The sequence below is a fragment of the Pantoea sp. GM_Pan_3 genome (assembly GCF_026541045.1).
Lineage (GTDB): Bacteria > Pseudomonadota > Gammaproteobacteria > Enterobacterales > Enterobacteriaceae > Pantoea > Pantoea anthophila.
Genome location: NZ_JALNVA010000001.1, coordinates 1,050,831 through 1,073,868 on the forward strand (window position 1 = coordinate 1,050,831; position 23,038 = coordinate 1,073,868).

Genomic DNA, 23,038 nt, shown 5'->3' on the forward strand with positions numbered 1-23,038 from the left:
TATTTTCCTGAATACTGATTTATCAGACGTTCGCCAGGTCATAATCTGGCTGCGTAAAAGCGTGGTGTGACAGCCACCGGGTTAAAAAAGGCAGCGTCGTGGCGGGCACCATTCGTTTAACCGCATCCATATCCTTTCTTTTTAATGCCGCCCTTACCGCAGAAGCCGATATTGGCAGATTATTTTCATCCGTTATTCTGGCGATCTCAGTCACGTTAATGATGGCGTCTGGCATTATCGCCTCATCTTCGAGCCAGTTATGCATCGCATGGTTATAGTGCGCCGTAACTTTGCAAAAGGGTTCTGTTCCGACAAACCGCTGTGTGATATTTAACGCAGGCGCAATGTAGCGACGGAATAAGATGAGATCGATGGCAGCGAAGACGTCATTCACGATCTGCTTCTCTTTCAGAAAATAACCGGGAAAAGTCCCGCGCGAAATAATATAGCGCGAGCCGGGATGAACCGAGGCATTCGGAATATGCCGTGCCCCCGCCTGGACCATCGCGAAACGTTCCTGAAAGGAGAACGCCGATAAATCCTCTTCGACCACAAAAATATGCAGCCAGTCGCAGGAGTGTGCAGCCTGCTCAATGAGATAGCGATGTCCGGAGGTAAACGGATTGGCATTCATGACAATCGCACCAACGTGATCGGCCTGACCCCGATGATGATCACGTAGCTTTCTGCAGTAGTGATCGATGCCGACCGGCGTGTTCTCCATCAGCGTGGCGCGGTTATCCAGCGTCACCAGCGGATAGAATCCGCATCCCCGGAAGGCTTTCACCCTCTCTGGCGTAGTCAGGAGAAAGAGCTGATGCTCGCCATTCTGAATAGCCTGCACCTCCGCTTCATGAACGATCTTCAGCCCCAGTGCGGTTCCGCGCCAGCCGCTTTCCACCGCGACGCATTTTAAGGTATTGCCCGCGATGCCTGCACAGGCCACCAGATCCCGTTTGCAGCGCGCCACAACGAACTGCTCAATATCCTCATCCATGCCTAATCCATTCCCTGCCAGAAAAAGGCGGATCTCTTCCCGCAGCGTAACGTGGCGGGTGTCAACCGTTTCGAACGTCAGCGCCTGGTCGCTATACATCGGGTTACTCCTGAAAATACCGTTGAGGGTCACATTCCGTTGTCACTGGCAGAAACTACGACGCCAGTCGCTGATGCTGCGGATCGGATTCCACAATCGTGTTGGTCAGGTGCCCGACATTTTCAATAACCACGTCGACCTGGTCGCCTTCATACATAAAGAGGGGCGGCGTGCGCTTTTTGCCAACGCCACCGGGCGAGCCGGTAATAATGACGTCTCCGGCACTGAGTGAAGTGAAGGTGGTAATGTAGCTAATCAGGTCAGCAATTTTATGGATCATGCTGGCTGTGGAATCATTCTGTACCAGCCTGCCGTTCAGCCAGGTCTGAATTGACAAAGCATGCGGGTCCGGAATGGCATCCGCCGTCGTCATACAGGGGCCAAAGGCGCCCGTATGCGGCCAGTTTTTACCGGCGGTAAACCAGGCGTGCTGCCAGTCACGCACGGAGCCATCCATATAGCAGCTGTAGCCGGCAACGTGCTGCATCGCCTCACTTACCGCGATATTGCTGCCCGGTTTGCCAATAATCACGGCCAGCTCCCCTTCGTAATCGAACTCGCTGGATAAGGCCGGTTTAACGACCGGCGTTCCATGCCCGGTCTGGGAGTCAGGAAACCGGATAAACAGGGTTGGCGCATCGCTGGTTTCAGCAAACTCCTGACGTTTTTCGGCGTAATTCATGCCGACACAAAAGATTTTTTCGGGTGTTTCAATGACAGGCAGGAAGGTAATCTCACTCACCCTGACGTCGGCAGGGTCATCCTGATATTGCCGGGCAACGTTGATGGCATCCTGCTGCAGTAAGGTTTTCAGATCAGGCCAGGTATGACCGATTCTTTTACCCAGGTCGATAATGCCGTTCTCGGTAAAGATGCCGTAGCTTTTACGGCCGTGATGACTGTAACTGGTTAGTTTCATAATAGAGCCTGCTTCTTCTGTTCACATCTGTCCGGGTTCACGCCGCCAGAGACGGCGTGAAGGTGTTTACGGGGTTATTTCACGGGCGTGGCGGGCACCAGCTTTTTTTGTTCCCCACCCGCCAGCGACGTGGCCACTACGGCAGCCACGACCAGCAGGGCGATAATGAAAGCGGTCATTCCGTGCCAGCCGGTGCCATGGAAGACAAAGCCGTTGACGAAGCCAATCACTGAGCCGCCCATGTAGTAGAAGAAAAGATAGAGTGCGACCGCCTGCCCCCGCGCATGGGTGGCATTTTTGCTGACCCAGCGCAGACCAATTGCATGACAGCCAAAGAAACAGCCCGTGAAAATAACCGCCCCGACGATAAAGATGGCCACGTTATTCACCAGCGTCAGCAGCATGCCCAGCGCCATCATGGCAAAGAGCATTCTGAGTACCGTCATGCTGCCATATTTTTCGGCAAACCGGCCCGCCTGCGGTGCAGTAAAGAAACTCAGGGCAAAGCTGAAGGAGATCAGACCCGCATTGGCTGGCGTAATATTGAAGGGTTCGCCCTTCAGGAAAAAAGCCAGATAGTTATAGAGTGAGGTAAAGACACCAAAAATAATAAAACTGAGAATAAACACCCTGGAGAGATTTTTATTTTTAAAGTGTGCCGCCGCGCCCTTCACCACACACAATACATTCAGATTTTCAGTCGGCTTAAAATTGCGTGAGGCGGGCAACAGGAAATTAACCAGGATCGCCACGACGATGAGGCTGGCGGCAAATCCATAGAAGATGGTGTTTATAGAAATATGTTCAATCAGCTGACTGGCAATAATACGCCCGGACATGCCACCCATGGAGTTGCCAAACACAAAGTAACCGGTGACAACGCCAGCCACCACCGGCGCCACTTCTTCACTGATATAGGCGGTTGCCGCCGCCGCAATACCACTGAGTGCCAGTCCGATAACGGCGCGCAGAGCGACCAGCAATGCCCACGATTGCGCCAGCGGGCAGAGAAGCGTCAATATCCCCCCTGCCAGCAGCGAAACGATGATTAATCGTTTTCTGCCATAATGGTCGGATAACGTTCCGGTAAATAACAGACCGAACGCCAGTAAGGCGGTCTCGGCGGAGAGAATAATACTCACCTGACTGACAGGAACGTCATATTCCACCGCCAGAACCGGCAGCAGTGGCTGAATAAAGAACAGCGAGGCTAATTCGGCCAGCCCGGATAAAGCCAGGGCCAGAATGATGCGAAGGTAAGCACCAGCTTTGACCTCACTCATGGGGTCTGTTTTTTTATCGGTCGTTATAGTCATAACATCCTCAATATTATTTTCAGGGTACAGAAAGCGATAGCTCGCCTGCGCGGCTATTATTTTTATCAGAGGTCAGTAATTAAATAACTGCTGGAATGACAGCATCCGGCACACAGACAACGCCCTCGAAAAGTTTGCGGCATGTCCGGATAACCGCGGCCCGCGTTTTTTCTATTTCATGACTGTCATTGGTTAATGAAACGGAAATTTTCCCGCCGGGATGTTCAATATCGATAATATTGGTGTATGGCATCTTTGGCTGTCCGGCAATCACGCGGTGAGCGACAGAGTTTTCAATGCGCGTTGCGGTTGAAATGCCGATCGACCCGGTAATCGCCAGCGAGCGGTGGCAGGCATGCGGCATAAAGTAACGAACGCTAATCGTCCCTCCCGCCTGGGGTTTGCTCAGCAGGACAGGTTTAGGGATCACTTTGTCAGCGACGTCACCCAGCCCCATCGCCCGGCCAGCCTGACGACGAAGATGCTCCAGGCGCGCCATAAATGCGCGGTCCGCTTCCAGCTCTGCCGGTTTTTCATAGCCCGTTTTTCCCAGCTGAGCCGCATCAATGAGCATCATCGGCATGGCCATATCGATACAGGTCACCTCAACCTCGTCGATACGATCGATAACGTTACCGGTAGGCAGTAATTTACCGGTCTTACAGCCAGCCGAATTCAGAAAGGTCAGTCCCAGAGGCGCTGCGGTGCCGGGAACCCCGTCGATGTGTGTGTCGCCTTCATAAGTGACACGCCCGTCAGGCGTCTGCACCTCTGCGTCGACCAGAGTGCCGGTGTTAAGATTACGAATTCGCACGGTGGTGACGGGACAGGTGGCGCTGACAAGCCCTTTTTCAATCGCAAAAGGCCCGACAGCACAGAGCATATTGCCGCAGTTAGGCGTGGTATCGACCCGTCGCTCGTTGACCATCACCTGAACGAAAAGATAATCGACATCGGCATCCGGGTGCTGTGACGGACTGACAATCGCCACCTTGCTCGTCTGGGGACTTCCGCCACCAATACCATCAATTTCGAGCTCATGGCCTGCGCCCATCAGCCCCAGCAGCACAGCGTCACGCTCTTCAACATTGGCCGGTAAATCGCTGGCCAGAATCACCGGCCCTTTCGACGTCCCGCCCCGCATCAGTACGCAAGGAATCTTTAGCATGATCTTTTCTCATTTCTGATAGTGATAAGAACAGCATCAAAATTCCACAGCGCCATCGATAACTCTAATGTCAATATTCGCGTCATTAATACTCTTTGCGCATAGATACCCACTGAGTTAGTGTGGTTAAACCTTCATCACAATAAGGCGTGAACGGTCATGCAGCATGAGCTTCAGGGAATACAAGCATTTGTTAAAATTGCAGAAATTGGATGTTTCACAAGAGCCTCGCACTTTCTTCACATTTCACAACCTGCGTTAACACGCAGAATTAAGAAACTGGAGGAGAACCTGGGAACAACGCTATTTGAACGGACGACAAGAAATATCAGGCTTACGGCGGTTGGCAGAGAGTTTTTACCTAAAGCGAAGAATTTAATCGACTTCTATGAAAGCTCGATTCTCAGTATTAAGGAGATGGCAACACATCAGAGCGGAGTGATTACCCTCTCCTGCCTGCCCACGGCGGCGTTCTACTTTCTGCCCTCCGCTATCAGAGATTTTAACAATCTCTATCCCAACATTCGTATCCGGATTCTGGAACACAGTGCCAGCGACTGCCTCGAAGCCGTCTTAAATGGCGACGCAGATTTCGGCATAAATATGATAAACATCACACATCCCAACATCGATTTTAGCCCGCTAGTCAATGAACCCTTTGTTCTCGCCTGCCGGCGCGATCACCCGCTGGCGCAAAAACCACTGGTGACCTGGGAAGATTTGGCGGGTTCAAGACTGATTGGTGTGCGGCGCTCAAGCGGTAACCGATCGCTGATCGACCAGGCGCTGGAGGGCGGAACCTTTAAACCCGACTGGTTTTACGAGGTCAGACATCTCTCAACGTCACTCGGTATGGTGGAGGCGGGCCTGGGTGTCGCGGTGGTGCCGAACCTGGCGATGCCCATGGATGAACACCCTGTTCTTGTCAGCCGTCCGCTGGTTGAACCAGTGATCCGACGCACGCTGGGCCTGGTTCAGCGCAGAGAGACGGGACTCAGTCCGGCGGCGGAAAAGTTCCGGGAACGGCTGTCACAGCTCTGGTCTCAGGAAACCCATAACCCCTGGATTGGTCAATTCACGACATGAATGTCGCCCTCGCCTGTGACGCGCGTGCCGTGGTGCTTGCCAGGCTAGTGCAGGCGCGGAGAGTCCGGCTGAAGCGGGCTCTCCGCGCCTGTCTCATTGCATCAGCGCACCGATGCTTTCTGCCGGATAGCGGCATTCAGTCAGGCCAGCGCAAACATGCTTAGTGCGTCGATTTAATCACAAAGGTGACGACGCCAAACACTTCCAGCACATCTTCAGTCTGGATGGCGATGGGCTTAAATTTGGTGTTCATCGGCATCAGTTGCAGGCAGGGATGAAGCTGCAGGCGTTTCACGGTAAATTCCCCGTCGACGGCGGCTACCACGATGTCCCCATGCCCGGCGGTGAGAGAGCTGTCGACCACCAGCATGTCACCATCATTGATGCCCGCCTCTATCATCGATTCGCCGCTGACCCGGACAAAATAGGTGGCGCTGGGGTGCTGTACCATCAGCGTATTCAGATCGATACGCTGTTCAACATAGTCCTGCGCCGGGGAGGGAAATCCGCACGGGACACGTTCGATATAGAGCGGCAAGGCCATTGCGGCGCGTATGTCCGCAGGTTTGATAAATTCCATCATTGTTCTCCTCTTCCGGATTACTGTATATAAATACAGTAATATTGAATCCCCCTTTTAATCAAGCGAAACGAGGTGTTTTTAAGTAAAGCGCCTGACAACCACACACTTTTTTTAATCTTTCTTTCTGGCTGCCGCGATATTAAGCGAAATCAGATGATTTTCTCCGCAGCGATAAAATAACGCTGAGAGCGACTTACATTCATTCTTCTTATAAATTCACCCGCTGACTTTTTAACTTAAGCACAATCGGATCACGCCCGGCGGCCATTTAAACAGGCAACGCAGCCTGATTATTCCGCTTTTTTAAACGGCAACGCGCGACAGCCTTAATGCGGTGACGCTGGCTGAAGGACATTTATCGCAGGCAGAAAAAGAGAATGTTCAGCCGCGTGCGCTGAATCATTCCGGGAATGAAAAGAGGTCAGATAAGAGAGTGATCGTGCGCAAAAACAAGAAGCGCGGAGCGGTCGGGAGAAAGGAAATAAGCAGATCACAGGCTCTGCCACGCTATTCAGTCTGAGCCGGGGGCGATGAGATACCCCCTTTCCGGCAGTGCCCGACAGCGACTGTTCGCAGGCTGTGCGGGTCGCTGCCACCGCCCTGTTCTCTTCCGTCTCAGCGGCGGCGGTGGCCTCGCCGTCAGCGTTTAAACCGCGCTGTCGCTCTCCAGCGCATCCTGAATCGCGTCGGCCAGATTGCCAATTTCATTGGCCACTGCCTGCAGGTCCCAGGAGGCTTTAGAGCCGGTAGCCGAGGTCGAGGCGCTGACGGACTCTTTTGCCACTGACAGGGCAGCCGCCACGGCGACCGAACGTTTGTGTTGCTCCTGAGTGATGCCCGCAGGCGGTATCGCGAAATAGTCGTGAACCATGATTGTTTCCTTGTGATGAATTAGGGGTCAACCTTAGTCTTCTGCCTCGGGCGTGTGAAGTGAATTATGCGTCCTGACCGGCCGGACGGTCAGGATTCCAGCAGCCGCGTTGCACGCTGATCCTGTGCACCGCAGAAACCTGTACAGGTTGTACAGGTTTCTGGAGAAAAACGGCGTAAAAAAGGCAGTTGTAACGTTTTTACCGGGTGGCCGCAAAATAAACGGGTGCCTTGCCCTTCCCGTTACGCTGGCCGGGATGATAAATTAACCCACTGTATTTACTCACATAAAAGAACAAAACCTGCCATTTTCACGGAAAACTCAACCCGCCAACACCTCCGACCAGTACACTTTTATCAGATTTCATTGTACAAGTTTCTCATTCTTGTATAACTTTACTGCGTGACGATAAATCACTTGTAACGAAGGGTGCTTTGCACCGCATCTGAAGGTGTTGTGGATTTCCACCTTCAGATGCAATTTTTTTTTGCGTCTGCCGGTCACCGGATCTGAATCGACGCATCAACCCCCAATTTCTTATGAGGCCTGACATGCAACCTACGATGAATACAGAGTCTCAGATTTCTGATTACTTCATGAACTCTGGCAAGACACTGACGACTGAAAAACAGGTTATCGCGGCTGTCCATGCTGAACTCGCCCGCGCTAAAGCTCACGTTTCCGATAAAGACGTCGTGCTGGGCCTGATTAACCGCCTGGAGAGTGAGCGTGACGTGGTTAAACAGGACGTTTACCGTCAGGCTCTCGAACATGTTCTGCAGCGTGCGCCGGCAGCCAGCGCCAGCTAAAAAACCTGTGTCTGTTACGATGGAACGCGAATTAGCATGGATGCGTTTCCTGTCCGGAATCTGCCCCTGATAAGGGGCTTTTTTTTGTCCTGCAACCCCCCTTTCTGTCCCCCTCTTTTCCGCCCTCTCTTACAGCCAGATATCGTGCCAGATTTAACCATTTTTGCCGCTTATTTCACCATCAATTGCGGTTAATTGCTCTCGGTTCGCTTTATTTATCCGATATCTGTGTCCAGGCTTTTTCTGCATCTCCTGCAAACACAGACGAGGAAAATAATCATGTTTCATCATTCATCAAAACTTCAATTTCCGGTTCGTGTAGAGAAACCCGATCCAGAGTTTGCCATGCTGTTACAGCAGGCCATCGGCGGCGTCGAAGGTGAAATTCGTGTAGCGATGCAATACTTTTTCCAGGCAATGGGCGCACGCGGTGATGTGCGGATTCGCGATCTGCTGATCTCAACTGCCACCGAAGAGCTGAGCCATATCGAAATGCTGGGCTACGCCGTGGCGCTTAATCTGGAAGGTGCCCCCCTCTCTTACCAGGAAGCCTCCGCGAAAGATCCGGTGGTCAATGCGATTCTGGGCGGCATGAACCCGCGCCATATTCTCTCTTCCGGCCTGGCCGCAATGCCGGTGAACGCCAACGGGATGCCGTTCGACATGAGCCACATTTACGCCTCCGGTAACGTCGCGGCGGATATGCTGGCCAACGTCACCGCAGAGGCCACCGGTCGCGTGCTGGCTACCCGTCTCTACAACATGACCGAAGATAAAGGCATGAAGGATTTCCTCTCGTTCCTGATCGCCAGGGACACCATGCACCAGCAGCAGTGGCTGGCGGTGATTGAGGAGATGGGCGGACTGAACGCCTCACTGCCGATCCCGAACAGCTTCCCGCAGGAAAATGAGGCGCAGGAACACGCCTACTACTGCCTGAACACCTCACTGGATAAACCGCTGCCGGAAGGCCGCTGGAGCAGCGGTCCGGCTTACGATGGTCAGGGTCAGTTCAGCGCGAAACAGCAGCCCGATATTCTGGGTGACGAACCGCTTCTCGGTAACGCCCGCCCGGGTTCCGGTGCCCAGGCAGAGCAGATTGACGGTATCACGCCGCCGAAACCTTAATCACTCATGCTGCACGCCTGTCGGGGAGTGACGCCCTGACAGGTTTCGCCCCTTTTACTGGAGGAACATCCATGTCATCCACTCAGCGTCCACAGCCGCCTTTCGCCGAACAGCAGCAGACGTGGCCAGGCAGCACTGCCGCGATGCAGCCGCAGCCCGATCATGGCGAAGAGAGCTATCAGGGATCAGGCCGCCTGACGGGTAAAAAAGCCATTATTACCGGTGGCGACTCCGGAATTGGCCGGGCTGTCGCCATTGCGTTTGCCCGCGAAGGTGCCGATGTGCTGATCTCCTACCTCGATGAACATGAAGATGCGCAGGATACGGCCCGGCTGGTGGAGGCCGCCGGTCGCAAAGCCGTGCTGATGCCCGGCGATATTACCGAGGCGTCTCACTGTAATGCGCTGGTCGATCGGGCCGTAGAGGCGTTCGGGGAGGTTAACATCCTGGTCAACAACGCCGCCTTTCAGATGACGCGTATGTCGCTGGATGAGATCAGCGATGAAGAGTTTGACCGCACCATGAAAACCAACCTCTACGCGATGTTTTACCTGACCAAAGCCGCCACCCGGCATATGCCGGCGGGCGGGTCGATCATCAACACCGCCTCAATCAATGCCGATCAGCCAAAACCGAAGCTGCTCGCCTATTCGGCCACTAAAGCCGCCATCGTCAACTTCTCCGGCGGACTGGCCGCTCTGCTGGCTGAAAAAGGTATCCGCGCCAATGCGGTCGCGCCCGGCCCTATCTGGACGCCGCTGATCCCCTCAACCATGCCGGTTGAACAGGTGAAAAACTTTGGCAGCGAAGTGCCGCTGCAGCGGGCCGGTCAGCCTGCTGAGCTGGCACCCACCTATGTGATGCTGGCCAGTGACGAAGGCAGCTACATTTCAGGGGCAACCATCGCCGTCACCGGCGGCGTGGCGATTATTTAACAGGACGATTCCCTGGCACACTCTGCCAGGGGATCGGCTATCCGCTGCTGCGCTATCGCCCAGGCGTAGAGCGGTTCCCGCGCCAGATTCTTCATTTTCACTTCGCACATAATGTCGAAATCCTGAAACGACAGCGCCCATCCATTCAGCGTCGGGTTAAAGAAGTAATCAGAGTGCGCCCGCAGTTTGCTTTTGCTCACCCCCAGCGCAGCCTGATCGGGCCAGCCCTCCGGCGGAATGATCCCCTCCTGCGAAACCGAGTAGTGCAGCACCGGACGCACGCCGCGCCAGGAGTCGATGACGCGGGCAACACGCGGATCGTCTGGCTGAATAAACTCACTCTCTTTTACCCAGTGATGGTGAATATCCAGCACCACCGGACAGAGCGGTGCCGCCTGCAGCACGTCATCCAGTGAACAGGAGATCTCATCATTCTCCACCGTCAGCATCCGTTGCGCTTCCGGGCTGAGCTGCTTAAAGGCGCGTTTAAATCCGTCGAACCCCGCCTTGCCATTCATATGGATGTTGATTTTGAAATCCTGAAACTGTTTGCCGTAGCCCATCAGCGTGGCGCAGAGCGTGTGATACTCCACATCCTCCAGCGCGCGCGTCACCACATTGGGATTATCGGAGGCCAGCACGGTGTATTGGCCCGGATGGAAGGAGAGCCGGATATCGTTTGCCCGCGCCAGTTCACCACAGCGGGCAAACAGCGGATGGAGTTCGGGCAGAAACGCCGCAAACAGCGGCGTGGCTTCGGGCACGGTGTAAAGCGGCAGCAGATCGCTGCCGATACGCATCATCCGGAGAGGCGCGGGTAAGGTAGCCAGTTGCTCCAGCGTCTGATAAAGATGATTCAGATTGGTCACGCTGATCTCATGGAGCAGCTGATAACGTTCATCATGCGATAAACTCAGAAACCGTTTACGGGTGGTGGCGCGAAACGGGAAAAATTGTTTGCCATCACTGTTGAGATACTTACATGCAAAGCCTAATTTCATGACTGCTCCTGATTGATGCTTATCAGAAGTGTAACAGGCCTCTGGCGACCAGCCAGTCGCGGGGCGCAGAGGCAGGCTATAGAGTGACAGGGAGAAACGCTATGCAGGGCCATGAAATCCAGCGCATCGCCATCGACGCAGCGGAGCGGCTGCCCGCCGCAGAATGCAGCTATCCGTTCGGGCCGAAACATCAGGTATATAAAGTGTGTGGAAAAGTGTTTTTGCTGCTGACCGAACTGCGCGGGGTGCCCATCATCACGCTGAAATGTGAGCCGCAGCAGGCAGAGCTGCACCGGGTCATCTACCCCTCTATTACCCCCGGCTATCACATGAATAAGCGTCACTGGATCACAGTCTCGCCCGGTGACGGCCTCTCGCCCGGCCTGATTCAGCAACTGGTGGAGGAGGCTTATCGCCGGGTCGTGAGGAGTATCCCCGCTTCGCGCCGCCCGGTCTGGGTGGGCTGACAGCGCGGCCACGGGTCAGGAGAAGGACGGCGGACAGGAGCCCGACCCGCCGTTACCCGTGAGCCATCTTACCCCGCGCTTAGTGGTGCAGCATCTCCTCCACCACCTCAGCATTCATCATTTGGTAGGGATAATAGGTCGGCCAGTTCTCCATCTCCGCCAGCAGCGCCTGCTGAGAGTCGTTGCCCGTGAAGATATGGAAATGGGCGGACTTACGCGGTCCGATCGTATGGTCGCTGAACTGCACATATTTTGGCGCGCGGCTGTTCGCGTCTTCACAGGTAAAGAGGTAGCGCACCCCTTTTTTGCCGGAGCTGTAGGTCAGGATTTTATAGCCGTCATAGCGGTAGTGACAGGCGCTGACCTGGTCGCCCACGTGGAACTCCATCACGCCATTTTCAATACCGATGGTATCGACGCGGGTGGCATACCCTTTGCGATAATATTCTTTATATTCTGCGGCCGTTTTATGGGGATCCTGCTGCGCTTTTTTCTGCCAGACCGGGTCCAGCTCGCCACTCTGCAGCAGCGGATAGACCGACTGCCACAGCCCATCCCAGTCAGAAAGCGAACGATCTTTCACGTCGCTGTCAGCAAAGACCCCTTCTGCGGCTTTCTGCTCCTGCGCTGACAGCGGTTTGCCATGTGCGTGACTGCCGTGTGCCTGCACCTGCTGCGTGATTAACAGCGCCGCTACGATCCCTATCCATTTACCTGCATGATTCACCACAACCTGACCCTCAGTAAAAGTTACAAAATGAAATGTTATGATATAACATTTCCATATTCAACCCATTTGCCGCTTTATCAACATTAAATCTGTTTATGGTTCTCTCCCCGGTTCAGCGCCTCAGCGGGGAGAGATGGCAGGCCAGGCCGGCGGAGGGAAAACAGAGCGGATGGCCTGGCGGGCGGGCACTGACCCGCCGATAAGCCAGACGGCACAGGGGGTGAATAAGCGAAGCGACGAGGCGTACCCGGAGATAAGCGTATGTTTTCAGCCGGACGAAAAAGAGGCAGCCATCCGGATTAAATGCCCCGTTTACCCTCAGCATTGTTCAGGTTGTTCTATATTTAGTGTCGTCGAAAATAAAACAACAGCCGGAGCATGGATTAATGTCGAAAGAAACTGAGAAGAAACCCCTGAGCCACCGTGCGCCCACCACCGGACCAGAGTCGTCAGAGCCGGGTCTGGGTTCGCTGGCGCCGAAAGATGGTTCGCATCAGCCACCCGCTGAACCCACTCCGCCAGGCAAGCAGCCTACCGCCCCAGGCAGCCTTAAAGCGCCACAGACCCACAACGCCAAACTCGACCAGCTTGAAGCCAGCCGTAAAAACGGCACGAACCAGCCGCTGACCACCAATCAGGGCACCCGCATCGCCAATGACCAGAACTCCCTGCGAGCCGGTACACGCGGTCCGACCCTGCTGGAAGACTTCATCATGCGTGAGAAGATCACGCACTTTGACCATGAGCGTATTCCTGAGCGTATCGTGCATGCACGCGGCTCAGCGGCACACGGCTACTTTCAGCCTTACCGCTCACTGAAAGATCTGACCAAAGCTCAGTTCCTCAGCGATCCGAATCAGACCACCCCGGTTTTCGTGCGTTTCTCCACCGTACAGGGGGGTGCTGGCTCTGCCGATACCGTGCGTGATATCCGCGGTTTCGCCGCCAAGTTCTATACCGAAGAGGGCGTGTTTGACCTGGTCGGTAACAACACCCCGGTGTTCTTTATTCAGGATGCGCATAAATTCCCTGACTTTGTGCACGCCGTTAAGCCGGAGCCGCACAATGAAATCCCGCAGGGCCAGAGCGCCCATGACACCTTCTGGGATTATGTCTCCCTGCAGCCGGAAACCATGCACAACGTCATCTGGGCGATGTCTGATCGCGGCATTCCGCGCAGCTATCGCACCATGGAAGGCTTCGGGATTCACACCTTTCGCCTGATTAACGCCGAAGGCAAAGCGACCTTTGTCCGCTTCCACTGGAAGCCGGTGGCCGGTAAAGCCTCACTGCTGTGGGATGAGTCGCAGAAACTGACCGGCCGCGATCCGGACTTCCACCGCCGCGATCTGTGGGAAGCCATTGAAGCGGGCGATTTCCCGGAATATGAACTGGGCCTGCAGCTGATCCCGGAAGAGGATGAGTTCAAATTTGACTTCGACATTCTCGATGCCACCAAACTGATCCCGGAAGCGCTGGTGCCGGTTGAAATTGTCGGCAAAATGGTGCTGAACCGTAACCCGGACAACTTCTTTGCCGAAACCGAGCAGGTGGCATTCCATCCGGGTCATATCGTGCCGGGGCTCGATTTCTCCAACGATCCGCTGCTGCAGGGTCGCCTGTTCTCCTATACCGACACGCAGATCAGTCGTCTGGGCGGCCCGAACTTCCACGAGATCCCGATTAACCGTCCGACCTGCCCTTACCATAACTTCCAGCGTCAGGGGATGCATCGTCAGGACATCGACACCAACCCGGCTAACTACGAGCCGAACTCGATCAACGACAACTGGCCGCGTGAAACCCCACCGGCGGCGAAAGGCGGCGGCTTCGAGAGCTATCAGGAGCGGATCGAAGGCCACAAGGTGCGCGAGCGCAGCCCCTCCTTCGGCGAATACTATGCCCAGCCGCGCCTGTTCTGGCAGAGCCAGACCGAGGTTGAGCAGCAGCACATCATCGGTGCCTATTCGTTTGAGCTGAGCAAAGTAGGACGTGCCTATATTCGTGAGCGCGTGGTGGATCATCTGGCGCGCATCGATACCAAACTGGCGCAGGGTGTGGCCGACAATCTGGGCATCGCCCTGACCGACGAGCAGCGCAATATCCAGCCGCCGGCACCGGTCAACGGCCTGACCAAAGATGACAGCCTGAGCCTCTATGCCGTGCCGGATGGCGAGATCAAAGGCCGTCAGGTTGCACTGCTGCTGAGCGACGGCGTGAAAGCGGACGGTGTGCTGGCGATCCTGCAGGCGCTGAAAGCGGAAGGTGTGCACGCCAAACTTCTGGCGCCGCACATGGGCCAGGTGCGTGCCGACGATGGTTCCGTACTGCCGATCGACGCCACCTTCGCCGGTCTGCCTTCGCTGACCTTTGATGCGGTGATCGTACCGGATGGCAACATCGATGCGCTGCTGTTAAGTGGTGATGCCCGCTACTTCCTGCTGGAAGCCTATAAGCACCTCAAGGTCATTGGCCTGGTGGGCGACGCGCGCCGCTTCAAAGCGCAGTTCGGTCTGGGTGATGGCGATCAGGAAGAAGGCATCGTGCAGGGTGACTCGGCGGAAAGCGCCCTGACCTCTGAATTTACGCAGGCGATGAAAGCGCACCGCGTCTGGTCCCGCAGCCAGAAGGCGCAGTCTGTTCCGGCCTGATGCGTTAAGTGAATAAAAAAACCGCCCCCCGGGCGGTTTTTTTTATGGCGGAGAAAGCGGAACCCTGACGTAAAAGGCGTTCCCGTCAGAAGCTCTGCCAGTTGTCGTTGTCTGCCACGGCGACAGGCTGACGCTGTGGCGCGGCGATCGCCTTCGCGACCGGTGCGGCTGAAAACGCGGCGTGCAGCGTGCCGGTTTTGAAAACCGCGACCGTTTTACGCAGGTAACTTGCCTGCTCCTCCAGCGAGGCGGCGGCACTGGCAGACTCCTCCACCAGCGCGGCGTTCTGCTGCGTAACGCCATCCATCTCTGAGACGGCGATGCAGACCTGCTCAATGCCACGAGTCTGTTCGGTCGAGGAGGCGGCGATCTCTTCGATCAGCTGCGTGACCCGGCTTACCGATGTCACGATGCTCTCCATCGCGCTGCCCGCCTGCGCGGCGTAACCGGCACCGGTTCTGATCCGCTCAGCAGAGCGGTCAATCAGGCCGCGGATCTCCTGCGCGGCCGTGGCGCTGCGGCCAGCCAGCGATCGCACTTCACCCGCCACCACCGCAAATCCCCGGCCCTGCTCCCCGGCGCGCGCCGCCTCAACGGCCGCATTCAGCGCCAGAATGTTGGTCTGAAACGCGATGCTGTCGATAATAGCGATAATCCCGGCGATCTGACCGGAGCTTTCGCTGATCTGATCCATGTTGGCGATGACCCGGGCCACCGTCTCGCCGCCCTGCACCGCTGTGGTTGACGCCTCTTTTGACACCGTGGTCGCCTGGCGGGCGTTGTCGGCGTTGAGTTTCACCGTCGAGGTGAGCTGCTCCATGCTGGCCGCGGTCTGCTCCAGCGCGGCGGCCTGCTGTTCGGTGCGGGAGGAGAGATCGCTGCTGCCCGCGGAAATCTCCGCCGCACCGGTGAAGATTGAACGGGTAGCGTCATCAACCGAGGTGATGGTCACCACCAGCGCATCGCGCATCTGCTGCAGCTCCTGAACCAGCAGCCCCATCTCATTGCGCCCTTCCTGCTGAATCGCGGAGGTTAAATCACCGCCCGAGATGGCACGCATGTAACCGGTCAGCCTGCCGAGCGGGCCAACCAGCAGTTTTTGCAGCCCGATCCAGACCGCTGCGGCCACCACAACGGTAATCAGGCCGATGGTCAGCAGCGTCCAGAGTGCATCCGTCAGGCTGCGCTGATTATGCTCGGAGGTCGCTTTCATCAGCTGGATGTTCAGCGCACGCCAGGCCTGATAGGCGCTGTCGAGCTGATCCTGGGCGGCCTGCGCCTCCAGGTTGCCGTAAGCCGGATAGTTGCCCTGCTTCAGAAAGGTGATGGAGGCGAGCATGGTTTCACGCATCTGCTGATAGGCCGCCTTCACCTGCGTCGCCTGCGCGTCGCTCTGTTTCTCCTGCTGCGTCAGCCCCTGCCAGGCGGTGAAGTCGGCGTCGGCCGCCGCCGCAGACTGCCCCGCCTGCTCCAGCAGCGTCGCCATCGCCGCCAGCGATTTCGGGTCCTGCTGATTCTTCAGGAAACGGATCGCCACACGGTTGATGGTGACGCGAGTTTTGATCAGGGTTTTCACGGCATCGCTCAGGTGCTGCTGCTGCAGCGTCAGCTGCTCAGCGGCCACGAAGTTTTTATCGGCTTTTGCCATGCCGTTGTAGAACAGGAAACCGGTCAGGGTGAGTAAAATGATGAAGACGGCCAGCACCGCCAGAATACCGTGCGTTATTTTAAGATTTTTTATCATGTGAGCAGGCTCATATCAGAGGAGATAGTAGCGTTATCGGCCAGCGCCGCGTTTATCTGAGTGCCTGATGGAAAAGCTTTTTCACGGCGTGATGCCAGGCACACTCAGCCGGACAAAAAAAGCGCCGCGAAGGCCTCTGAGCGCATTCGCCGCTTAACATCCGCCCCTCTGCTGTGGTTGAATTCGCCCCTTACATTTTTTGCACGTGGTTATCATGCATTACATACAGAGTCTGATGCGTTTTATTGAGGGAAACAGCGTGTTGTCGGCCAGCTTCAGCCTGCTGCTGCTGATTATGGCCGGGATGGTCACTCACCTGATCTGCAAATTCTTCATCGTCAAAGTGGTCAGGAAAGTCTTCTTCAGCAGCCACAAGCAGGGCGTGCCGCTGGACAAAGATGTGCGCCTCTCGCAGAAGCTCTCCAATTTTGTGCCGGTCATTGTGGTCTACAATTTCCTGCAGTTCATGCCCGGCCTGCCGGAGCATCTGAAGATCGCCGTGCAGACCATCTGCGGCATCCTGTTCTTTATCTATCTGTCGATCTTCTTCAACGAAGTGCTGGAGATCGTTAACAGCTCCTATTCGCGCAAATCGAAGCGCAAGAATCACTCGATTAAAGGCTACATCCAGATCGGTAAAATCCTGGTGCACATTATCGCCGCGATCATGATTCTGGCGATTATGTCCAACAAGTCACCGGCGATCATCATCTCCTCGCTGGGTGCGGTGGCCGCCGTCCTGATGCTGATCTTTCAGCATACGCTGCTGTCGCTGGTGGCCAATATTCAGCTCTCCTCCAACGACGTGCTGCAGCTGGGCGACTGGATTGAGATGCCGGATAACAATATCAGTGGTGAGGTGATCGATATTGCGCTGCACACCATCACCATCCGCAACTGGGACAACACCATTTCGCGCATCCCGACCAAGAACTTCCTGACCGAGACCTACACGAACTGGCAGGCGATGTTCTCCTCCGGTGCGCGCCGTATCATGCGCAGCTTTTATCTGGATCAGAAGTCGATCACCTTTGTGAATCAGGAGATGTTGCAGTCGATGAGCCAGATCCGCATCGCCAGCGAAGCGATTACCGGGCTGCTGGACGGGCGCGACATCAGCGCTGTGGGCGACCGCTGGTTTATGGAGAACGGCATTACCAATCTGATGGTGTTTCGTAAGTTCCTGACCGCCTGGCTCGCCCAGCGTCACGATATTCAGAAAGAGATGTATATCGTGGTGCGGCCGCTGAAACCGTCACCGGATGGGTTACCGGTGGAGATCTACTGCTTCACCTCCTCCATTCTGTGGGTGGATTATGAGAATACCCAGGCGGAAATTTTTGAGTTTATCTATTCGATGGCCCGTCTGTTTGAACTGCAGATCTATCAGCATCCGGCGGGGTCCGATTTCGCCCGGCTGGCTCAGCCGCACCCCGGAAGCCGGGACGCGCAGCAGAGCAGCGAACAGTAATCCCCCCACGCGCGGCGGCCCCTGCTGCCGCGCGGTTCAGCTTTTACTCAGCGCATAGTTCAGCACTCTGTCATTTTTCATCTGCACGGTCAGCGTCTGCCCCTCGGTGGTATTCAGAGTGCGCGCCTCACTGTAGGTCCATTTCAGCAGCCGCTGCCCGTCCGGGTAGGGCGTTTCACTGTCGGGCTGGCCGAACAGGGCGATCAGCTGGGCTTTGGTGGTCTGACCGGCATGAATCTGCTGCAGATGCGAATTGTCCAGCCGGTGTCCGACCCGGTTAGAGCAGGCAGAAAGCAGCAGCAACACGGCTAACAGGGCGTTTTTCCTCACATCCTCTCCTTAAACATTCAGCGTCACGGGCGAGCCTGTCCGGACGTGCCTGAGCTTATAGCGAATCCGCCCCCTCCGTCAGCCTTTTCTGCGCCGCCCCCGCTTTCACTCATCCCGGATCACGCTGATTCAGCGTCATAAACGCAAATTTTGTTCACCAGCCCCTCCGCCGCCCGGCGAGGGCAACATCTTAGTCTATGATTATTCACTGTAGCCGCGTGGAAGCGGTCTCACCGCCCTTTTCCACCGCATCACACTGAATACCAGTCCAGCTTCCTGGCTGAAGAGACGCGCCGGCCCACCCGGCATCCTGGTCTCGCTGGCAGGTTTATGATTTTTGACATTTGCATGATCAACATCCTTTTCGCGCGATGGACGCCATTGCGCATTTCCAGGCTAAATGAGGCAACTGAATGGAATCCAAATCTTTTTCCAAAAGCTGGGGCGCTGAACGGGTTGCCCGTGATGAGGTGCGTTTTCGCCTCTGGGCAACCGGCCAGCAACGTGTGACGCTGCGCCTCTCCGGTAAAGACATAGAGATGACCCCGCAGGCTGACGGCTGGTTTGAGACGCAGGTTGCCGGTGTGGCCGCCGGCGCGGAGTATGACTTTGTGCTGGCCGATGGCACAGCCGTGCCCGATCCCGCCGCCCGCGCCCAGAAAGCGGAGGTCAACGGCCCCTCTCTGGTGATCGATCCTGATGCTTATCAGTGGCAGAACACCGCGTGGCGCGGCCGTCCGTGGCCGGAGTCAGTGGTGTATGAGCTGCACATCGGCACCTTTACCCCCGAAGGCACTTTCCGGGCCGCGATTGAAAAGCTTCCGGTGCTGGCGGAAACCGGCATTACCATGATCGAGGTGCTCCCGGTGTCGCAGTTTGGCGGCAACCGCGGCTGGGGCTACGACGGCGTGCTGCTCTACGCACCGCACGCCGCCTACGGCACACCCGATGATTTCAAAGCCTTTATCGACGCAGCGCACGGCCACGGTCTGTCGGTGGTGCTCGATATCGTGCTGAACCACTTCGGCCCGGAGGGCAACTATCTGCCCCTGCTCTCGCCTGACTTCTTCCATCAGGAGCGCAAGACGCCGTGGGGGGCAGGCATCGCCTATGACGTTGATGCGGTACGTCGCTACATAGTGGAGGCGCCGCTCTACTGGCTGCAGGAGTTTAATCTCGACGGCCTGCGTTTTGACGCCATCGATCAGATTGACGATCCCAGCGAAAAGCATGTGCTGATTGAGATTGCCGAGCGTATCCGCTCGACGATTACCGATCGCCCTATCCATCTCACCACCGAAGACTGCCGCAATGTCACCTTCCTTCATCCGCGTGATGAAAAAGGCGACGCTCCGCTGTTCACGGGGGAGTGGAACGATGACTTCCACAACGCCGTGCATGTGCTGGCGACCGGGGAAGATCACGCTTACTACCAGGACTTTGCCGATCATCCGGCGCAGCAGGTGGCGCGGGCGCTGGCAGAAGGCTTTGTCTATCAGGGCGAAGTGTCGAAGCAGTCAGGTGAACCGCGTGGGGTGAAAAGCAGCAGCCAGCCGCCGGTGGCCTTTGTCGACTTTATCCAGAACCACGATCAGACGGGCAACCGGGCGCAGGGTGAAAGGCTCATCAGCCTGGCTGGCGCCGCGCGCACTCAGGTGCTGCTGGCCACCCTGCTGGTTTCGCCGCATATCCCGCTGCTGTTCATGGGCGAAGAGTATGGCGAAACCCAGCCGTTCCTGTTCTTCACCGATTTCCACGGCGATCTGGCTAAAGCGGTGCGCGAAGGCCGCGCCAGAGAATTTGAAGGCCATGCCGGTCACGGTGAAACCGTGCCGGACCCTAATGATGTGACCACCTTTGAACAGTCGAAACTTAACTGGCAGAAGAGGGAGACGCCGGAAGGCCAGCAGTGGCTGGCACTGACGCGCCAGCTGCTCAGCCTGCGTCAGCAGCATATCGTGCCGCTGCTGCAGAGCGCCGGGGGGGACGCCGGCCAGGTGATCACGACGTCAGAGGGCTTCCTCGCGGTGCGCTGGGACTTCCCGGCGGGCACGCTCTCCCTGGCGCTGAACGTCAGCAACCGCACGCAACCGATCCCCGATCTGCCGGGTAAAACCCTGTTTGCCTGGCCGCAGGCCGCAACTGAACTCGCGCCTGACTCTATCGTGGTGCGTCTGGCTAAGGGAGAAACCGCATGACTATTCCAACCGCAACCTATCGCATCCAGTTCCGCAACGGCATGACCTTTGACCGCGCCGCGGCGCTGGTGCCCTATCTGAAACAGCTTGGGATCAGCCATCTCTACGCCTCGCCGATCTTCAGCGCGACCGCGGAGTCCACCCACGGCTATGACGTCACCGACGTCAACGAGATCGAGTCCGCCATTGGCGGACGCGAAGGATTTGATCGGATGGTCGCCGCGCTGCAGGCCGCCGGACTGGGCCTGATCCTCGACATTGTGCCGAACCATATGGCCGCGTCGCTGGAGAACCCGTGGTGGCGCGACGTAATCGAACATGGCGAACAGAGTCGCTACGCCAGCTATTTTGATATCGACTGGTCACGTCGCCTGACACTGCCGTTCCTCGGTGACACCTTTGAGGCGGTGCTGGCGAATGGCGAGATCAGCGTGCAGCGCGATCCGCAGAGCGGCAAGCCGGCGCTGGCCTACTTTGACAATTTCTACCCGCTGGACCCACGGACCTGGCAGGATCGGGAAGAGGCGGTGCTCGCCCTGCGCGATGCCGCAGAGATCGCGGCCCTGCATGACCAGCAACCGTGGCGACTGATGTCCTGGCGCGATGCGCCGCGCGACCTCTCCTACCGGCGTTTCTTTGAGGTGACCGGTCTGGTGGGCGTGCGCGTGGAGGACAAAACGGTCTTTGACGCAGCGCACCAGCTGATTCTTGAACTGGTTCACAGCGGCGCGGTGCAGGGCTTGCGGGTGGATCACGTCGATGGCCTGGCCGATCCGCGCGGCTATCTGGAGCAGCTGCGCCAGGCGGCGGGTCCCGACTGCTACCTCACCGTGGAGAAGATCCTGGGTGAGGATGAACAGCTGCCGGATGAGTGGCCGGTTTCCGGCACCACCGGCTATGAGTTTATGGCGGCGCTCGCCAACCTGCTGGTCGACAGCGATCGCCTGAGTGGCCTGCGCAAAGCCTATCAGGCGGTGATTGGCAAAACCGTGGACATGAAAGCGGAGCTGCGCGCCGCCAAACTGTTGATGGCGAACCGTAATTTTGCCGGTGAATTCAACCGGTTACTCCAGCTGGCGCTGACGATTGCCGACGCAGAGGGCACGCCACAGCCGGAGCCTGAGCTGAAAAATGCGCTGCGCGAGCTGCTGGTGGCGTTCCCGGTCTATCGCACCTACGGCACCCCGGAGGGCCTGACCCCTGCCGACCAGCAGCTGCTGGAGCAGGTGGTCGGCCAGGTGAAAGCCAGCGCCACGGCACCAGACAGCGCGGCGCTCGACTTTCTGACCCGGATTCTGCGGGCAGAGGTCGCCTCTGCGGCCCGCGAGGATGCCACGCAGTTCCGCACCCGCTTCCAGCAGCTGACCGGCCCGCTGATGGCGAAGTCTGTCGAAGATACGCTGTTCTTCCGTCAGCACATGGCGCTGGCGCTGAATGAGGTCGGCGCTGAACCGCTGGCGCGTCACTTCTCGCTGGCGCAGTTCCACGCCGAAATGCAGGCGCGGCGCGAACATCAGCCCGATGCACTGTCGGGTACCTCAACGCACGACACCAAACGCGGTGAGGATGCGCGTGCGCGGCTCTATACCCTGACCGAAGCGCCGCAGCGCTGGGCGGAGTGCGTGAGCCGCTGGCGGGAGATGAATCAGGATCAGGTCGTGCGGCTGAAAGATGGCCCGGCACCGGAGCCGGCGGTCGAATGGATGCTCTATGAAGCGCTGGCCGGAGTCTGGCCGACCACCCTGCAACCGGACGACGCGGAAGGTCTGGCGGCGCTGGAAGCCCGCTTTGTGGTTTACGTGGAAAAAGCGCTGCGTGAAGCCAAGCTGCGCACCGACTGGGCCGACAACAATGACGCCTATGAAGAGGCGGTGCTGGGCTATGCCCGTCACCTGCTCTCGCCCGCCAGTCACGCCTTCCTTAATGACTTCTGCGAGGCGCTGCAGCCCTTTATCCGCGCGGGCCTGGTCAACAGTCTGACCCAGACCGTGGTGAAACTCACCGCGCCGGGCGTGCCCGATATTTATCAGGGCAGCGAGGCGCTGGACTTCAGCCTGGTCGACCCCGATAACCGCCGCGAGCCCGACTTTGACGCGCTGGCCGCCATGCTCAGTGCGCCGCAGCACGACGGCAGTGAGGCCCACTGGCGGCGTGGCCAGGTTAATCAGCAGGCGATTGTGAAGCTGCTGGCGCTGCGCCAGCAGCAACCTGACCTGTTCCGCCACGGCAACTATCTGGCGCTGGAAGCCGGGGGTGGGCAGCCGGACAAGGTGCTGGCTTTTGCCCGCACCCATGGGGATCAGGCGGTGATTGTCATTGTGTCGCGCCGGGTCTTTGACGCCCTGCCGGAAAACCTGGATCAGCCGCCTGCGGCGCGCTGGGCAGAGATCAGCCTCGGCCTGCCGGACGGGCTGCGTCAGCGCCATTATGAGGATGTGCTGAGCGGTAACACGCTCGATGCAGGCGATGCGCTGGCGCTGGGCGACCTGGCATCGCAGTGGTGCGCCGTGCTGGTGGCACGCTGAAATCTTTTTT

Annotated in this window: 19 protein-coding genes; 9 read left to right on the forward strand and 10 right to left on the reverse strand. The window is 57.2% G+C overall.

Annotation, left to right across the window (positions count from 1 at the left end):
* Positions 1-22: 22 nt before the first annotated feature.
* The 4 genes from citC to OXR04_RS05000 form a co-directional block, all read right to left on the reverse strand.
* The gene (citC, locus tag OXR04_RS04985) at positions 23-1,096 is read right to left on the reverse strand and encodes a [citrate (pro-3S)-lyase] ligase (RefSeq protein ID WP_267369381.1); all 1,074 of its coding nucleotides are present in this window, start codon (positions 1,094-1,096) and stop codon (positions 23-25) included.
* 55 nt (positions 1,097-1,151) lie between these two features.
* Positions 1,152-2,015: a fumarylacetoacetate hydrolase family protein gene (locus OXR04_RS04990; protein ID WP_267369382.1), complete on the reverse strand. Its 864-nt coding sequence runs from the start codon at positions 2,013-2,015 to the stop codon at positions 1,152-1,154.
* A gap of 74 nt (positions 2,016-2,089) precedes the next feature.
* Positions 2,090-3,331, reverse strand: coding sequence for an MFS transporter (locus OXR04_RS04995; protein WP_140925237.1), 1,242 nt, complete (start codon positions 3,329-3,331; stop codon positions 2,090-2,092).
* A 79-nt stretch (positions 3,332-3,410) separates the two neighbouring features.
* Positions 3,411-4,499, reverse strand: coding sequence for a 4-oxalomesaconate tautomerase (locus tag OXR04_RS05000; protein ID WP_140925235.1), 1,089 nt, complete (start codon positions 4,497-4,499; stop codon positions 3,411-3,413).
* A gap of 159 nt (positions 4,500-4,658) precedes the next feature.
* On the opposite strand from OXR04_RS05000, the gene OXR04_RS05005 reads away from it, so the two are divergent.
* Positions 4,659-5,585 (forward strand): LysR family transcriptional regulator, encoded by a 927-nt coding sequence (locus tag OXR04_RS05005; protein ID WP_033736264.1) that lies wholly within the window; start codon positions 4,659-4,661, stop codon positions 5,583-5,585.
* A 160-nt stretch (positions 5,586-5,745) separates the two neighbouring features.
* Here the strand turns inward: OXR04_RS05005 and umuD are convergent, their stop codons facing one another.
* Complete coding sequence (gene umuD / locus OXR04_RS05010; RefSeq protein WP_009090412.1) at positions 5,746-6,165, reverse strand: translesion error-prone DNA polymerase V autoproteolytic subunit; 420 nt, start codon at positions 6,163-6,165, stop codon at positions 5,746-5,748.
* Between the two features lie 649 nt (positions 6,166-6,814).
* Positions 6,815-7,039, reverse strand: a complete 225-nt coding sequence (locus OXR04_RS05015) for a hypothetical protein (RefSeq protein WP_009090413.1) — start codon at positions 7,037-7,039, stop codon at positions 6,815-6,817.
* Between the two features lie 551 nt (positions 7,040-7,590).
* Here OXR04_RS05015 and OXR04_RS05020 point away from each other — a divergent pair.
* From OXR04_RS05020 to OXR04_RS05030, 3 genes are all read left to right on the forward strand, one after another.
* The gene (locus tag OXR04_RS05020; protein WP_033736266.1) at positions 7,591-7,848 is read left to right on the forward strand and encodes a biofilm development regulator YmgB/AriR family protein; all 258 of its coding nucleotides are present in this window, start codon (positions 7,591-7,593) and stop codon (positions 7,846-7,848) included.
* Between the two features lie 279 nt (positions 7,849-8,127).
* Positions 8,128-8,976: a manganese catalase family protein gene (locus OXR04_RS05025; RefSeq protein ID WP_167428248.1), complete on the forward strand. Its 849-nt coding sequence runs from the start codon at positions 8,128-8,130 to the stop codon at positions 8,974-8,976.
* Between the two features lie 71 nt (positions 8,977-9,047).
* A complete protein-coding gene (locus tag OXR04_RS05030) occupies positions 9,048-9,911 on the forward strand; it encodes an SDR family oxidoreductase (protein WP_058956549.1) in 864 nt (287 codons plus the stop codon).
* Here the strand turns inward: OXR04_RS05030 and OXR04_RS05035 are convergent.
* Positions 9,908-10,912: a UV damage endonuclease UvsE gene (locus OXR04_RS05035; protein WP_267369383.1), complete on the reverse strand. Its 1,005-nt coding sequence runs from the start codon at positions 10,910-10,912 to the stop codon at positions 9,908-9,910. The two genes, OXR04_RS05030 and OXR04_RS05035, sit on opposite strands and share 4 nt — an antisense overlap.
* Positions 10,913-11,013: 101 nt before the next feature.
* Here OXR04_RS05035 and OXR04_RS05040 point away from each other — a divergent pair, with 101 nt between their 5' ends.
* Positions 11,014-11,379 (forward strand): MmcQ/YjbR family DNA-binding protein, encoded by a 366-nt coding sequence (locus OXR04_RS05040; RefSeq protein WP_267369384.1) that lies wholly within the window; start codon positions 11,014-11,016, stop codon positions 11,377-11,379.
* Between the two features lie 79 nt (positions 11,380-11,458).
* On the opposite strand, the gene zinT is transcribed toward OXR04_RS05040, so the two are convergent.
* A complete protein-coding gene (gene zinT, locus OXR04_RS05045) occupies positions 11,459-12,085 on the reverse strand; it encodes a metal-binding protein ZinT (protein ID WP_230200820.1) in 627 nt (208 codons plus the stop codon).
* A 410-nt stretch (positions 12,086-12,495) separates the two neighbouring features.
* Between zinT and katE the strand changes: the two genes are divergently transcribed.
* Complete coding sequence (katE, locus tag OXR04_RS05050) at positions 12,496-14,760, forward strand: catalase HPII (protein WP_140028490.1); 2,265 nt, start codon at positions 12,496-12,498, stop codon at positions 14,758-14,760.
* A gap of 85 nt (positions 14,761-14,845) precedes the next feature.
* Here the strand turns inward: katE and OXR04_RS05055 are convergent, their stop codons facing one another.
* Positions 14,846-16,504 carry a methyl-accepting chemotaxis protein gene (locus tag OXR04_RS05055; RefSeq protein WP_150029975.1) on the reverse strand — a complete coding sequence of 553 codons (1,659 nt, stop codon included), beginning with the start codon at positions 16,502-16,504 and terminating at the stop codon, positions 14,846-14,848.
* Between the two features lie 214 nt (positions 16,505-16,718).
* Between OXR04_RS05055 and OXR04_RS05060 the strand changes: the two genes are divergently transcribed.
* Positions 16,719-17,975 (forward strand): mechanosensitive ion channel domain-containing protein, encoded by a 1,257-nt coding sequence (locus OXR04_RS05060; protein ID WP_009090423.1) that lies wholly within the window; start codon positions 16,719-16,721, stop codon positions 17,973-17,975.
* 36 nt (positions 17,976-18,011) lie between these two features.
* Here OXR04_RS05060 and OXR04_RS05065 read toward each other — a convergent pair whose 3' ends face one another.
* On the reverse strand, positions 18,012-18,305 hold the full coding sequence (locus tag OXR04_RS05065) for a hypothetical protein (RefSeq protein WP_009090426.1): 294 nt from the start codon (positions 18,303-18,305) through the stop codon (positions 18,012-18,014).
* Positions 18,306-18,718: 413 nt separating this feature from the next.
* Here OXR04_RS05065 and treZ point away from each other — a divergent pair, with 413 nt between their 5' ends.
* Positions 18,719-20,503, forward strand: coding sequence for a malto-oligosyltrehalose trehalohydrolase (treZ, locus tag OXR04_RS05070; RefSeq protein WP_009090428.1), 1,785 nt, complete (start codon positions 18,719-18,721; stop codon positions 20,501-20,503).
* On the forward strand, positions 20,500-23,028 hold the full coding sequence (gene treY / locus OXR04_RS05075; RefSeq protein WP_267369385.1) for a malto-oligosyltrehalose synthase: 2,529 nt from the start codon (positions 20,500-20,502) through the stop codon (positions 23,026-23,028). Before treZ ends, treY begins: the two co-directional genes overlap by 4 nt.
* Positions 23,029-23,038 lie beyond the last annotated feature (10 nt).

Excerpts from the sequence above, each read along its gene's own strand:
- treZ (WP_009090428.1), top strand. The coding sequence starts at position 18,719 with ATGGAATCCAAATCTTTTTCCAAAAGCTGGGGCGCTGAACGGGTTGCC.
- OXR04_RS05055 (WP_150029975.1), bottom strand. The coding sequence starts at position 16,504 with ATGATAAAAAATCTTAAAATAACGCACGGTATTCTGGCGGTGCTGGCC.
- OXR04_RS05040 (WP_267369384.1), top strand. The coding sequence starts at position 11,014 with ATGCAGGGCCATGAAATCCAGCGCATCGCCATCGACGCAGCGGAGCGG.
- OXR04_RS05005 (WP_033736264.1), top strand. The coding sequence starts at position 4,659 with ATGCAGCATGAGCTTCAGGGAATACAAGCATTTGTTAAAATTGCAGAA.
- treY (WP_267369385.1), top strand. The coding sequence starts at position 20,500 with ATGACTATTCCAACCGCAACCTATCGCATCCAGTTCCGCAACGGCATG.
- OXR04_RS05015 (WP_009090413.1), bottom strand. The coding sequence starts at position 7,039 with ATGGTTCACGACTATTTCGCGATACCGCCTGCGGGCATCACTCAGGAG.
- OXR04_RS05060 (WP_009090423.1), top strand. The coding sequence starts at position 16,719 with ATGCATTACATACAGAGTCTGATGCGTTTTATTGAGGGAAACAGCGTG.
- OXR04_RS05025 (WP_167428248.1), top strand. The coding sequence starts at position 8,128 with ATGTTTCATCATTCATCAAAACTTCAATTTCCGGTTCGTGTAGAGAAA.
- OXR04_RS04990 (WP_267369382.1), bottom strand. The coding sequence starts at position 2,015 with ATGAAACTAACCAGTTACAGTCATCACGGCCGTAAAAGCTACGGCATC.
- citC (WP_267369381.1), bottom strand. The coding sequence starts at position 1,096 with ATGTATAGCGACCAGGCGCTGACGTTCGAAACGGTTGACACCCGCCAC.
- umuD (WP_009090412.1), bottom strand. The coding sequence starts at position 6,165 with ATGGAATTTATCAAACCTGCGGACATACGCGCCGCAATGGCCTTGCCG.
- OXR04_RS05030 (WP_058956549.1), top strand. The coding sequence starts at position 9,048 with ATGTCATCCACTCAGCGTCCACAGCCGCCTTTCGCCGAACAGCAGCAG.
- katE (WP_140028490.1), top strand. The coding sequence starts at position 12,496 with ATGTCGAAAGAAACTGAGAAGAAACCCCTGAGCCACCGTGCGCCCACC.
- OXR04_RS05020 (WP_033736266.1), top strand. The coding sequence starts at position 7,591 with ATGCAACCTACGATGAATACAGAGTCTCAGATTTCTGATTACTTCATG.
- OXR04_RS05000 (WP_140925235.1), bottom strand. The coding sequence starts at position 4,499 with ATGCTAAAGATTCCTTGCGTACTGATGCGGGGCGGGACGTCGAAAGGG.
- OXR04_RS04995 (WP_140925237.1), bottom strand. The coding sequence starts at position 3,331 with ATGACTATAACGACCGATAAAAAAACAGACCCCATGAGTGAGGTCAAA.
- OXR04_RS05035 (WP_267369383.1), bottom strand. The coding sequence starts at position 10,912 with ATGAAATTAGGCTTTGCATGTAAGTATCTCAACAGTGATGGCAAACAA.